Origin of the sequence: Streptomyces pseudovenezuelae (genome assembly GCF_029892565.1) — a bacterium.
In the GTDB taxonomy this organism is placed as follows: domain Bacteria; phylum Actinomycetota; class Actinomycetes; order Streptomycetales; family Streptomycetaceae; genus Streptomyces; species Streptomyces pseudovenezuelae_A.
This window is the reverse complement of the sequence record NZ_JARXVH010000010.1, coordinates 170,142-182,461: the sequence shown is the minus strand read 5'-3', so window position 1 is coordinate 182,461 and position 12,320 is coordinate 170,142. Positions and strand designations below refer to the sequence as shown.

Below are 12,320 nucleotides of genomic sequence, written 5' to 3'. Positions count from 1 at the left end.
GAGGAAGGTCAGCGAAGGGAAGGTCAGTGAGGAGAAGTGCCTTGAGAAGCCGGGGAGTTGGCGGCGGGCCCGGAGGCGCAACCCCGCAGGAGCTGGCCCGGGCCCACCCCGAACCGGCCTTCACCGTCACCGTCGACGGCCGCGAGATCGACGCCCTGCCCGGACAGACCGTCGCCGCCGTGCTCTGGACGGCCGGCATCACCTCCTGGCGCGGAACCCGGGGAAGCGGCGCACCCCGCGGAGTCTTCTGCGGCATCGGCGTCTGCTTCGACTGCCTGATCACCGTCAACGACCGCCCGAACCAACGGGCTTGCCTCGTCCCGGCCCACCCCGGCGACACGATCCGCGCCCAGGAGGGCACCGGCCATGACGACCTCGTCCACGACGACGCCGACCATGACTAGGGCCGACCTCGCCGTGATCGGCGCGGGCCCCGCCGGGCTCGCCGCCGCGCTCACGGCCGCCGATCGGGGCGTACGGGTCGTGCTGCTCGACGCGGGTGCACAGGCGGGCGGGCAGTTCTACCGGCAGCCCGCCGCCGGACTCGGCGCCCGCAGACCGCAGGCGCTGCATCACGCGTGGGGCACCTGGGAGGCGCTGCGGGACCGGGTGGCCACGCATGTTGCGGCGGGCCGGATCACACACCTGGCGGACCGTCATGTCTGGTTCGTGGAGCCGGAGTTCGGGGAGTTCCGCTTCGGCGTGCACGCCCTGCTCGGTCCCGATCAGCAGGCCTCGGAGACGGTCACCGCCGATGGCGTCCTGCTCGCCACCGGTGGCTACGAGAAGGTGTTGCCCTTCCCCGGCTGGACCCTCCCCGGAGTGGTCGCCGCGGGCGGTGCGCAGGCGATGCTCAAGGGCGGGCTCGTCCTGCCGGGGCGCACGGTGGTCGTCGCCGGGACCGGCCCGCTGCTGATGCCGGTCGCGGCCGGGCTCGCCGCGGCGGGCGCCGAAGTCGTCGCGTACGTCGAGTCCGTACGCCCCGCCGGTTTCGTACGGCACGCAGCGACCCTCGCCGCGCACCCGGGCAAGGTGGTCGAGGCGGCCGGGTACGCGGCCCAACTCCTGCGCCACAAAGTCCCGGTGCTGGTCCGGCACGCCGTCGTGGCAGCCCACGGCACCGACCGGGTCGAGGCCGTCACCGTCGCCGCGCTCGACACCGCCGGCCGGGTCAGGCCCGGTACCGAGCGGCGGATCGCCTGCGACACCTTGGCAGTTGGACACGGCATGCTCGCGCACACCGACCTCGCGGAGTCCCTGGGCTGCACGATCGACGACACCGGCGACCCGTTCGTGGTCACCGACGCGGAGCAGCGCACCGACGTCGACGGAGTCTGGGCGGCGGGTGAGGCCACCGGGATCGGGGGAGCGGTGCTGGCGCTCGCCGAAGGTGAGATCGCCGGGTACTCGATCGCCGCCCGCCTCAAGGGAGTTCACCTCCAGGGAGTTGAAGCCCGGCCCGCGGACTGGGCGGCGGCTGCCCGTACCCGGTCCCGGCTACGGCACTTCTCCGCCGCCCTCGCCACCGCTTACGCCCCGCCCGCCCACTGGGCGGAACAGGTCACCGACGACACCGTCGTCTGCCGCTGCGAGGAGGTCCCGGCGGGCGCGATCCGCACGGCCACCGCCGAACTCGGCGCCACCGACCTGCGTACCGTCAAACTCCTCACCCGCGCCGGAATGGGCTGGTGCCAGGGCCGGATCTGTGCGCCCGGCGTCAGCGGAGTCGCGGGCTGCCCGCCGGGGCCGGCCAAGCGGCCCTTCGCGCGGCCGGTACCGCTGGAGGTCCTGGCCCGGGAACCGGAGGGGCCCTGAGCGGCTGATTGACGAGGCCTCTCAACCACCGCCTGACAAGGCCTCTCACCACCGTCACCCAAGACATCCGTCAGTGATATGTCCTCCCAAGTGATATGTCCCCCCATAGGAAAGCCGAGGCTCCCATGACCGCCACGCACCCCGCCCCCGACTCTCACCCCCACCCCGTCTGGCGCGGCGTCCTCGTCGCCACCGCGCTCCCGCTGCACGACGACCTGAGCGTCGACTTCGACGGGTTCGCGGACCACTGCCGGTGGCTCGTCGAGAACGGCTGTGACGGGGTCGTCCCCAACGGCTCGCTCGGCGAGTACCAGGTGCTCACCGACGAGGAGCGCGCCCGGGTCGTCGAGACCGCCGTCGCGGCCATCGGTGGCGACAAGGTCATGCCCGGTGTCTCGGCCTACGGTTCCGCCGAAGCCGCCCGCTGGGCCCGGCAGGCCAAGGAGGCGGGCTGTGCCGCCGTCATGCTGTTGCCGCCCAACTCCTATCGGGCCGACGGGCGTTCGGTGCGTGCGCACTATGCCGCCGTCGCCGAGGTCGGCATCGACATAGTCGCGTACAACAACCCGCACGACACCAAGGTCGACCTCACGCCCGAACTGCTCGCCGAACTGCACGCGGCCGGGCTCATCAAGGGCGTGAAGGAGTTCTCCGGCGACCCCCGCCGCATCTACCAGATCCAGGAACTCGCCCCCGAACTGGACGTGTTGATCGGCGCGGACGACGTCCTGCTGGAACTGGCCGTGGCCGGCGCCAGGGGCTGGGTCTCCGGCTACCCCAACGCCCTGCCGAAGTCGACGGTCGAGCTGTACCACGCGGCGGTCAAGGGCGACCTGGCCACCGCCCTGCCCCTCTACCGGCAACTGCACGCGCTGCACCGCTGGGACTCCAAGGTGGAGTTCGTCCAGGCGATCAAGCTCTCCATGGACATCGTCGGGCGGCGCGGCGGCCCGGTCCGGCCGCCCCGGGTGCCGTTGCTGCCGGACCAGGAGAAGGCGGTCCGCGAGGCCACCGAGAAGGTCGTCGCCCTCGGGCTCTCCTGACCCGGGCCACTTCACCGAGGCCGCGCCCCACCGGGGCCGTTCCACCGAGAGGAACTCCCATGCGCAGCAAGCTGGTTCTGCACGCCGTGGACTCGCACACGGAGGGCATGCCCACCCGCGTCGTCACCGGAGGCATCGGCACCGTCCCCGGTGCCACGATGGACGAACGTCGGCTGTGGTTCCGCGAACACCGCGACGACGTACGGAACTTCCTCATGAACGAGCCCCGCGGGCACCCCGCGATGAGCGGGGCGATCCTCCAACCGCCCACCCGCCCCGACTGCGACTACGGCGTCGTCTTCATCGAGGTCTCCGGCTACCTCCCGATGTGCGGCCACGGCACGATCGGGGTGGCCACCGTCCTCGTCGAGACCGGCATGGTGCCGGTCGTCGAACCGGTCACCACCGTGCGCCTGGACACCCCCGCCGGCCTGGTGGTCGCCGAAGTGGCCGTCGAGGACGGCGCCGCGAAGGCCGTCACCATCCGCAACGTGCCGTCCTTCGTCGTCGGCCTCGACCGCAAGGCGACCCTCGCCGACGGCCGCACGGTCACGTACGACCTGGCCTTCGGCGGCAACTTCTACGCGATCCTGCCGCTCGACCAGTTCGAACTGCCCTTCACCCGCGACCGCAAGGACGACCTCCTCGCCGCCGGACTCGCCCTGATGGAAGCGATCAACTCCGAGGCCCCGCCCGTCCATCCGGAGAACCCGACCATCGATGGCGTCCACCACGTCTACCTCGCCGCACCCGGCTCGACGGCCACGCACTCGCGGCACGCGATGGCCATCCACCCGGGCTGGTTCGACCGCTCACCGTGCGGTACCGGCACCTCGGCCCGCATGGCCCAACTGCACGCACGCGGCGAACTCCCTCTGCACCAGGACTTCTTGAACGAGTCCTTCATCGGTACGTCCTTCACCGGCCGCCTCGTCGAGACCGCCGAGGTCGCCGGCCGCCCCGCAGTGGTGCCCACCATCACCGGCCGGGCCTGGATCACCGGCACCGCGCAGTACCTCCTCGACCCGACCGACCCGTTCCCGTCCGGCTTCGTCCTCTGACCCTGACCCTGACCCTGACCCTGGCTCTGACCGTGTCTCTGTCTCCGCCTCCGGCGGCTTGATCGCGTCGGAGATACTGGCGATACGTGACATGGCATGGCACCTGGAAGGACCCCACATGGCCGCGCAGCGCAACAGTGCAGGCGGCGCCAAGACCGCGGCCAGGACAGGTTCGGCCAAGGCCCCAGCCAGGCCCGGCCCCACCCTGCCCCTCCTCGGCGGCCCCCGCCCCAGCTACCGCGAGAGTGTCGCCAACGCCCTGCGGGCCGCGCTCGTCGCCGGTGAACTGCGCCCCGGCGAGGTCTACTCCGCCCCTTCGCTCGCCGCCCGCTTCGGCGTCTCGGCGACCCCCGTGCGCGAGGCCATGCTCGACCTCGTCAAGGAGGGCCTGGTCGACCCCGTGCCCAACAAGGGCTTCCGGGTCACCGCCGTCTCCGAGCGGCAGCTCGACGAGTACACCCACATCCGCTCACTGATCGAGATCCCCACGACCACCGCACTCGCCGCCACCGCCGACCCGGCCGCCCTCGAAGCGCTGCGCGCGGACGCCGAGGAGATCGTCGGCGCGGCGGCCGACGGCGACCTCATCGCCTACGTCGAGGCCGACCGCCGCTTCCACCTGGGCCTGCTCGCGCTGGCCGGCAACCAGCACCTCGTCGAGGTCGTCGGCGACCTGCGCAAACGGTCCCGCCTGTACGGCCTGACCGCGCTGGTCGAGCGAGGGCTGCTGACCTCCTCGGCCGAGGAACACCTGGAGATCCTCGACGCGCTTCTCGCCCGGGACGAGGACCGGGTCCGGGCGGTCATGACCCGCCACCTCGGCCACGTGCGCGGCGTCTGGGCCCACTGACGGCGCCGGCTCCGACGCCGATGTGGTCCGCCGGGCGGCACCGGGCGGCGTAGCGCATCATGGTCATGGCACCCGCGGGGACAGCGGAGCGCTGCGCACCTGCGGGAAGAACAGCGCCGTAGGCCCGCGTCTGCGGTCATATCTCTGCCATCACCTGGGCAGATGCGGTTGTCGTCCGCAGTCGCTCGGGTACGGTCGTCCGGGAGGTGGTGGCCCGTGATCCAGATCGTGGAGCACGCGCAGGGCGAGGGGCCCTACGCCATCGGCGCCGCGTTGGCGGCGGCCGGACTGCCGTACCGGATCTGCCGAACCTGGGCCGGGGAGCCGGTGCCGGACGCGGTCGACGGGCTGGCGGGCCTGGTCGTGATGGGCGGGCCGATGGCGGCGTACGAGGACTTCCCGGGTCGCTCCGCCGAGTTGGCGCTGCTCGTTGCCGCGCTGGAGGCCGAGGTGCCGGTGCTCGGAGTGTGTCTGGGGGCGCAGCTGCTGGCGGTCGCCGCGGGCGGTTCCGGCCGCCCCGGGTCGGGAACACAGGTCGGCTGGAGCGACGTACGGATGGCTCCGGCCGCGAGCGCGGACCCCCTGTTCGCCGCCGTCCCCGAGCGGCTGCGGGTGCTGCACTGGCACAGCGACACCATGGACCTGCCGGCCGGTGCGACGTTGCTGGCCTCCTGCGACCGGTATCCCGTGCAGGCGTTTCGGGTCGGCGGCTCGGCCTGGGGGATGCAGTTCCATCTGGAGGCGGACAAGGCGACGGTCGACGTGTTCGTCGCGGCCTTCCCGGAAGAGGCGGCCACCGCCCCCGGGCTGCTGGAGTCCGCGCCCGCTGAGCTGGCCGTGGTGGCCCCGCACCGCGACGGCGTGTTCGAGCGTTTCGCCGCGTTCGTGGCGGGCCGCGCCGAACTGACCGCCACCCGGGCCTTCTTCACCCGCCGGGCGGCCACCTGGGAGGAACGCTTCGCGGCCGACCAGCCCCGGTACACGGCCGCGGTCGAGCGGATGGGACTGCGTCCGGGACAGTCGGCCCTCGACGTCGGCTGCGGTACCGGCCGCGCGCTGCCCGCCCTTCGCGCGCAGGTCGGTGACGAGGGCGTCGTCCTCGGTGCCGACCTCACGCGCGCGATGCTGACGGCGGCGCAGCGCGAAGGCCGCGCGGACGTCGGCCAGTTGCTGCTCGCCGACGCGGGCCGGCTGCCGCTGGCGACCGCGACCGTGGACGGCATCTTCAGCGCGGGACTCGTCGACCACGTCCCCGACCCCGCGGCGGCGCTCCGCGAGTGGGCCAGGGTCACCGCACCCGGCGGCGTCCTGCTGCTCTTCCACCCCTCCGGCCGCGCCGAACGCGCCGCCCGCCACGGCCGCCCCCTCGACCCCGACGACCTGCTGGCCGAGGAGAACCTCCGCCCGGCACTCCGGGCCGCAGACTGGGACCTGGCCCACTACGAGGACGCCACCCACCACTTCCTGGCCCGCGCGATCCGCGGCGGGAGTGGCGAAATCACATTGCCGGAAACGATCTGACGCCCTTACGTTCGCCTCATGGCGGACGACGAACCCACGCGCTCAGCACGCTTGCTGGACGCCCAGGCGAAGGCCGAGCGCCTCTTCGCGGAGATCGAGACGCGCGGGCTGGTCGCGCCGGGCGAGGGGGAGCGGGCGGTCAGCGACCGGATCCGCGACCTGGCGAACGACCTCTTCGGCACCACCCGGCACTGGCACAAGCGCATCGTCCGCTCCGGCCCGAACACCCTCATGCCCTACCGCGAGAACCCGCCGGACCGCGTGATCGGCGCCGACGACATCGTGTTCGCCGACTTCGGCCCGATCTTCGAGGAGTACGAGGCCGACTTCGGACGCACCTTCGTGCTCGGCGACGACCCGGTCAAGCGGCGCCTGCGCGACGACCTGGCGACCACCTTCGCGGCCGGCCGGCGCTTCTTCGAATCCGACCCCGACATCACCGGCGCCCGCCTCCACGCCGAGGTCGCCCGCCTCGCCGAGGAGGCCGGCTGGGAGCTCGGCGGCTGGCACGCCGGACACCTCGTCGGCGAGTTCCCGCACGAGACCATCGACGGCGCCGACACGGAGTCGTACATCACCCCCGCCAACGACACCCCGCTGCGCCGCACCGACAAGGCCGGCCGCACCTGCCACTGGATCCTGGAGATCCACCTCATCGACCGCGAACGAGACTTCGGCGGCTTCTACGAGGAACTGCTCACCCTCTGACTCAGCCGGGCGGTGTCCCGTCCGTCCCGGTCCCGGAATCGGGCTTGGGGGACGACACCTGCACCGCCCGGCTCCCGCAGCGCGGGCAGACCGCCACCGCCAGCGGCGACCGCAGGGGCTCGTCGTTCTCGTCGACGTACTCCTGGATGTCAGGGCGGCCGGGGTCGGTGAAGAACATGAGCTTGAAGGTCCGTTCCCAGGTGTGGCCGCAGTCTCCGCAGGTGAAGGCGAACGTCTCGGTCACCGCGTCGGGCTCGGCTGTCATGGCGCAAGGCCATCATCCGACCGAGGCCGGCACCACCGCCCGGACCCGTCCGGGTGAGCGACCGCCGATGGGGTGACGGCGACCGCCCACAGGCGCGGCGGGCCCCGGCGTCGGCCGTCCGTCGCGCAGGATCCGGGCCATGTTGCCCGGACTGTGGACCAGGACGGTCGCGCTGCTGCTCGGCCGGGAGGGACGCTCGCTGCATCTCAGGGCCGCGGGCGGAGCGACCGCCGTCCTCGCGGTGGTGATGGCGGTCGGCTCGTACGCGGTCGTGGCCGCCGAGCACGGTGCGCGCGGGGCGCAGATCACCTCGTACCCCAGGGCGTTGTGGTGGTCGATCGAGACGGCGACCACGGTCGGATACGGCGACTTCTACCCGGTGACCCCGTGGGGCCGCGTCATCGGGACGGTGGTGATGGTCGTCGGGATCACCGCGTACGGCATGGTCACCGCGGCCCTCGCGACCTGGTTCGTGGGCCGCGATCAGAAGCGCCGCCATCACCTCGCGCGCGAGGCCGAGGACGCGGCGCGCGCGGTGCGCGAGGAGGCGACCCGGGCCCTGCACGCACGCTTCGACCGCCTTGAGCGCCTGCTGGAGGACCGGGGAACCCCGTAGGACAGCCGTTCCCGCGATGCCTGTGGTGCCGGGGGTACTGTCGGTCGTATGCGGAACGCGCCTGTCAACGCTCTCGGGGACTTCCTGCGCGCCGGCCGTTCCCGCCTGGAACCGTCCGATGTCGGACTGCCTGTCGGCGGCGGTACCCGTCGGGTCAAGGGGCTGCGGCGGGAAGAGGTCGCCGTGCTGGCGGGTGTGAGCGCCGACTACTACATCCGGCTGGAACAGGGCCGCGAGACCAACCCCTCGCCGCAGGTCGTGGACGCGCTCGGCAGGGCGCTGCGCCTGGACGCCGACGCGCGCGGTCACCTGTTCCGCCTGGCCGGCATCAACCCCCGCACCAAGGCCGACGGCCTGCGCGACCAGGTGCATCCCGACCTGCTGCGGCTGCTCGACGCCTTCCCGACGGCCGCCGCCTACGTCCTTGGCCCGGCGTTCGACATCCTCGCCACCAACGTCATCGCCGACGCGCTCCTGTCCCCCTTCGAGGGGGAGACCAGCATGCCGCGGATCCTGTTCACCCACCCGCTGGCCCAAGAGGTCTTCCCCGACCGGCAGTTGGTCACCTCGGCGACCGTGTACGCGCTGCGTCTGAACGCGGCCAGGTTCAGTGACGCCCCCGAGATCGACGCCCTGGTCCGTGAACTGCTGGAGATCTCGGGGGAGTTCAGGACCCTGTGGAACGACCAGACGGTCCGGGCCCTCACCCGCGCCTACAAGGTGTTCGTCCACCCCGAGGTCGGACGCGTCGAACTCACCTACCAGAGCTTCGACGTACGTGCCGCACCCGGCCAGGAGCTGCTGGTCGGCTCGGCGGAGCCGGGCAGCCGCAGCGCGGAAGCCCTGACGTACCTCGCGTCGATGGCTGTTCCGCGCCGTTGACGCGCGCCCCGGGATACGTCCAACGGCCCGCAGGGCAACGTCAGTTCTGGACCGTGGGCCGAACGACGATCTCGTTCACGTCGACGCCCGCGGGCTGGGCGATCGCGTAGCCGATGGCCTCGGCGACTGCCGAAGCCGGCAGCCCGATCAGCTCGGTGGCGCTGCGTGCCGCGCCCTGCGCCTGGGGGTCGCCGCCCTTGTCGGCCAGTTCGGAGCGGGTGAAGCCGGGGCTGACGACCGTGACCCTGATCTCGGAGTTCTCCTGCCGCAGCCCCTCGGACAGCGCCCGCACCGCGTACTTCGTCGCGCAGTACACCGCGGCCGTCGGGTCGACCCGATGGGCGGAGGTGGACGCGACGTTGACGACATGCCCGGAACGCCGCTCCAGCATCGACGGCAGCACAGCCGCGATCCCGTACAGCACACCCCGCAGATTCACGTCGATCATCTGGTCCCACTCCGCCACGTGCAGGGCGGCCAGCGGCGCGAGCGGCATCACCCCCGCGTTGTTGACCAGCACGTCGACGCGCCCGTGCCGAGCCAACGCCGCCTCGACGAAAGCACGGACGCTGGCCTGGTCGGTGACGTCCAACTCGCCGTATTCGGCGCCGTGTCCGACCTCCCTCAGCTCCTTGGTCAGCAGCGCGAGGCGGTCGGTGCGGCGGGCCCCGAGGACGACATGGTGGCCGGCCGCGGCCAGCTGACGGGCGGTCGCCTCGCCGATGCCGCTGGACGCTCCCGTCACGAGAACGATCTTGCGGTCGGCCGGGGCGGAAGCGGTGTTCACGGCAGTCTCCTGGGGGAGTCGGACTCGGAGCCGGCGATTGCCGACGATCCGAGTCTTCGCCCGCGCGCCTCGTACAGGAAGGCCGTACGGAGGGGGGTGCCGTACACCCTCCCTCGCGGTGGGCGTACCTCTGAGGAGGTGGTGAGGTCGGTCCGAACTGCTGGTGGAGAACGTCCCTCAGTTCGACTCGGGCCAGTCCGCGTACCGGATGCGCCGCAGGTCCACAACCTCCCCGAGGGTGCCCCACTCGTCCTTGCCCAGGCGGGACAGCGGGCGCATCCGGGTGACCGCCGGGTGGTCGCCGTCCAGGACGGTCTCGTCGACGGCGATGTGAACCACCCGTCCGAAGACCACGGTTGAGTCACCCAGCCGGAGCGTGCTGTGCAGTTCGCACTCCAGCGCCACGGGGGAGCCGGCGACGCGTGAGGCCTTCACCCGGGCGGCGGGCTCGCGCGCCACTCCCACGGCGTCGAACTCGCTGACGCCGTGCGGGAAGTCGGTGGCGGTCTTGTTGACCTCGTCGATGAGCGACTCCGGGGCGAGGTTGACCACGAACTGCCCGGTGGCCTCGACGTTGCGCAGGGAGTCCTTGCGGCCGACCGAGGTGAACTGGACGATCGGCGGTGTGGCCGACGAGACCGTGAAGAAGGAGTGCGGGGCGAGGTTGTCGACGCCGTCGGCGGAGACGGTCGAGACCCAGGCGATGGGGCGCGGCAGGACCGACGACGTGAGCAGGCGGTACACGACGGTCGGTTCGAGCTGGGCCAGGTTGAATTCGGTGCGCATACCAGCGATATATCAGACGCTCGCGGGGTGACGTCCGGCCGTGCCTACGGGTCAGACCGGACGTCACGTCCACCGAGAAGGATTCTGCGCCGCCGCGCAAACCGTCGCGGCGGCATCCGCCGGTCAGATGTCCCGGAAGATCTCGATCTGCGCCCCGATGGAGTTCAGGCGCTCGGCGAGGTCCTCGTACCCCCGGTTGATGACGTAGACGTTGCGCAGCACGGACGTGCCGTCGGCCGCCATCATCGCCAGCAGGACGACCACGGCGGGGCGCAGCGCCGGCGGGCACATCATCTCGGCGGCGCGCCAGCGGGTCGGGCCCTCGACCAACACGCGGTGCGGGTCGAGGAGTTGGAGCCGGCCGCCGAGGCGGTTGAGGTCCGTGAGGTAGATCGCGCGGTTGTCGTAGACCCAGTCGTGGATGAGGGTCTTGCCCTGCGCGACCGCCGCGATGGCCGCGAAGAACGGCACGTTGTCGATGTTCAGGCCCGGGAACGGCATCGGGTGGATCTTGTCGATCGGCGCCTCCAGCTTGGAGGGCCGGACGGTCAGGTCCACCAGGCGCGTACGGCCGTTGTCCGCGAAGTACTCGGGCGTACGGTCGTGGTCCAGGCCCATCTCCTCCAGGACCGCGAGCTCGATCTCCAGGAACTCGATCGGCACTCGGCGCACCGTCAGCTCCGACTCCGTGACCACCGCGGCGGCCACCAGGCTCATCGCCTCGACCGGGTCCTCGGAGGGGGAGTAGTCGACGTCGACGTCGATGTTCGGCACGCCGTGCACGGTCAGCGTGGTGGTGCCGATGCCCTCGACCCGGACGCCGAGCGCCTCCAGGAAGAAGCACAGGTCCTGGACCATGTAGTTGGAGGACGCGTTGCGGATGACGGTGACGCCGTCGTACCGGGAGGCGGCCAGCAGCGCGTTCTCGGTGACCGTGTCCCCGCGCTCGGTCAGCACGATCGGGCGGTCGGGCCGCACGCTCGGGTCGACCTGCGCGTGGTACTGCCCCTCGGTCGCGGCGATGTCCAGGCCGAACCGGCGCAGCGCGATCATGTGCGGCTCGATGGTGCGCGTACCGAGGTCGCAGCCGCCGGCGTACGGCAGCTTGAAGCTGTCCATGCGGTGCAGCAGCGGGCCCAGGAACATGATGATCGAGCGGGTGCGTACGGCCGCCTCGGCGTCGATCGCCGCCATGTTCAGCTCGGCCGGCGGCACGATCTCCAGGTCGACCCCGTCGTTGATCCACCGGGCGCGCACGCCGATCGAGCTGAGCACCTCCAGCAGGCGGTAGACCTCCTCGATCCTGGCCACCCGGCGCAGCACTGTGCGCCCCTGGTTCAGGAGCGAGGCGCACAGCAGTGCCACGCAGGCGTTCTTGCTGGTCTTGACGTCGATGGCGCCGGACAGCCGACGACCACCGACGACCCGCAGATGCATCGGGCCCGCATAGCCCAGAGAGACGATCTCGCTCTCCAGCGCTTCACCGATTCGAGCGATCATCTCAAGGCTGATGTTTTGGTTACCGCGCTCGATGCGGTTGACCGCGCTCTGACTGGTGCCGAGCGCCTCCGCGAGCTGCGCCTGTGTCCAGCCACGGTGTTGCCGGGCATCACGAATGAGCTTGCCGATGCGTACGAGGTAGTCGTCTGCCATGAGGTTGAGGCTATCTCAGATATGAGATGACGCCTCTTGAGGGGGCCGTTCAGGTGACGGCCGGTCAGTCGTGCTTCTTGGTGCGCGTCTTGCGCCACCCGAAAGGTCCGGGCAAATCCATCGATGTCGTACGTCGTCCGGTCGTGCTGCGCGTGTGCCGCGGGCCGTGCGCTCCACCTGTCGTGAAGGACATCGATCGCCGGTTGATGTTCAGTCGGAGCCAAGGGAGGATCCGGAAACTCTTGCGGAACGTGAGCGGCATTCCCGCCCCCTTTCGTCCTGGAGCGGGTACCCCGAAGGTGCGCGGGTATGGCAGGTCACTGCGGCCCGGGC

14 protein-coding genes are annotated in these 12,320 nt (G+C 71.5%); 9 read left to right on the top strand and 5 right to left on the bottom strand.

Annotation, left to right across the window (positions count from 1 at the left end):
• Window positions 1-41 precede the first annotated feature (41 nt).
• The 7 genes from M2283_RS30220 to M2283_RS30190 all read left to right on the top strand — a co-directional run bounded on the left by M2283_RS30220 (window position 42) and on the right by M2283_RS30190 (window position 6,998).
• Window positions 42-404, top strand: coding sequence for a (2Fe-2S)-binding protein (locus M2283_RS30220; RefSeq protein ID WP_280879599.1), 363 nt, complete (start codon window positions 42-44; stop codon window positions 402-404).
• Window positions 367-1,815 carry an FAD-dependent oxidoreductase gene (locus tag M2283_RS30215; RefSeq protein ID WP_432423145.1) on the top strand — a complete coding sequence of 483 codons (1,449 nt, stop codon included), beginning with the start codon at window positions 367-369 and terminating at the stop codon, window positions 1,813-1,815. The genes M2283_RS30220 and M2283_RS30215 overlap by 38 nt, the downstream gene beginning before the upstream one ends.
• A 125-nt stretch (window positions 1,816-1,940) precedes the next feature.
• Window positions 1,941-2,858 carry a dihydrodipicolinate synthase family protein gene (locus M2283_RS30210; protein ID WP_280879598.1) on the top strand — a complete coding sequence of 306 codons (918 nt, stop codon included), beginning with the start codon at window positions 1,941-1,943 and terminating at the stop codon, window positions 2,856-2,858.
• Window positions 2,859-2,917: 59 nt separating this feature from the next.
• The gene (locus M2283_RS30205; RefSeq protein WP_280879597.1) at window positions 2,918-3,919 is read left to right on the top strand and encodes a proline racemase family protein; all 1,002 of its coding nucleotides are present in this window, start codon (window positions 2,918-2,920) and stop codon (window positions 3,917-3,919) included.
• Window positions 3,920-4,037: 118 nt separating this feature from the next.
• Window positions 4,038-4,769: a GntR family transcriptional regulator gene (locus M2283_RS30200; RefSeq protein ID WP_280879596.1), complete on the top strand. Its 732-nt coding sequence runs from the start codon at window positions 4,038-4,040 to the stop codon at window positions 4,767-4,769.
• 216 nt (window positions 4,770-4,985) lie between these two features.
• Window positions 4,986-6,290 (top strand): methyltransferase domain-containing protein, encoded by a 1,305-nt coding sequence (locus M2283_RS30195; RefSeq protein WP_280879595.1) that lies wholly within the window; start codon window positions 4,986-4,988, stop codon window positions 6,288-6,290.
• Window positions 6,291-6,308: 18 nt separating this feature from the next.
• Window positions 6,309-6,998 carry a M24 family metallopeptidase gene (locus M2283_RS30190; RefSeq protein WP_280879594.1) on the top strand — a complete coding sequence of 230 codons (690 nt, stop codon included), beginning with the start codon at window positions 6,309-6,311 and terminating at the stop codon, window positions 6,996-6,998.
• 1 nt (window position 6,999) lies between these two features.
• On the opposite strand, the gene M2283_RS30185 is transcribed toward M2283_RS30190, so the two are convergent.
• Window positions 7,000-7,263 carry a hypothetical protein gene (locus M2283_RS30185; RefSeq protein WP_280879593.1) on the bottom strand — a complete coding sequence of 88 codons (264 nt, stop codon included), beginning with the start codon at window positions 7,261-7,263 and terminating at the stop codon, window positions 7,000-7,002.
• 139 nt (window positions 7,264-7,402) lie between these two features.
• On the opposite strand from M2283_RS30185, the gene M2283_RS30180 reads away from it, so the two are divergent.
• Window positions 7,403-7,879, top strand: a complete 477-nt coding sequence (locus M2283_RS30180; RefSeq protein ID WP_280879592.1) for a potassium channel family protein — start codon at window positions 7,403-7,405, stop codon at window positions 7,877-7,879.
• A 48-nt stretch (window positions 7,880-7,927) separates the two neighbouring features.
• A complete protein-coding gene (locus M2283_RS30175) occupies window positions 7,928-8,761 on the top strand; it encodes a helix-turn-helix transcriptional regulator (RefSeq protein WP_280879591.1) in 834 nt (277 codons plus the stop codon).
• A gap of 40 nt (window positions 8,762-8,801) precedes the next feature.
• Here the strand turns inward: M2283_RS30175 and M2283_RS30170 are convergent, their stop codons facing one another.
• The 4 genes from M2283_RS30170 to M2283_RS30155 all read right to left on the bottom strand — a co-directional run bounded on the left by M2283_RS30170 (window position 8,802) and on the right by M2283_RS30155 (window position 12,249).
• On the bottom strand, window positions 8,802-9,548 hold the full coding sequence (locus tag M2283_RS30170) for an SDR family oxidoreductase (RefSeq protein ID WP_280879590.1): 747 nt from the start codon (window positions 9,546-9,548) through the stop codon (window positions 8,802-8,804).
• A 177-nt stretch (window positions 9,549-9,725) separates the two neighbouring features.
• Window positions 9,726-10,334 (bottom strand): flavin reductase family protein, encoded by a 609-nt coding sequence (locus M2283_RS30165; RefSeq protein ID WP_280879589.1) that lies wholly within the window; start codon window positions 10,332-10,334, stop codon window positions 9,726-9,728.
• A 123-nt stretch (window positions 10,335-10,457) separates the two neighbouring features.
• The gene (locus M2283_RS30160) at window positions 10,458-11,987 is read right to left on the bottom strand and encodes a helix-turn-helix domain-containing protein (protein WP_280879588.1); all 1,530 of its coding nucleotides are present in this window, start codon (window positions 11,985-11,987) and stop codon (window positions 10,458-10,460) included.
• Between the two features lie 64 nt (window positions 11,988-12,051).
• Window positions 12,052-12,249 (bottom strand): DUF4236 domain-containing protein, encoded by a 198-nt coding sequence (locus tag M2283_RS30155; RefSeq protein ID WP_280879587.1) that lies wholly within the window; start codon window positions 12,247-12,249, stop codon window positions 12,052-12,054.
• Window positions 12,250-12,320 lie beyond the last annotated feature (71 nt).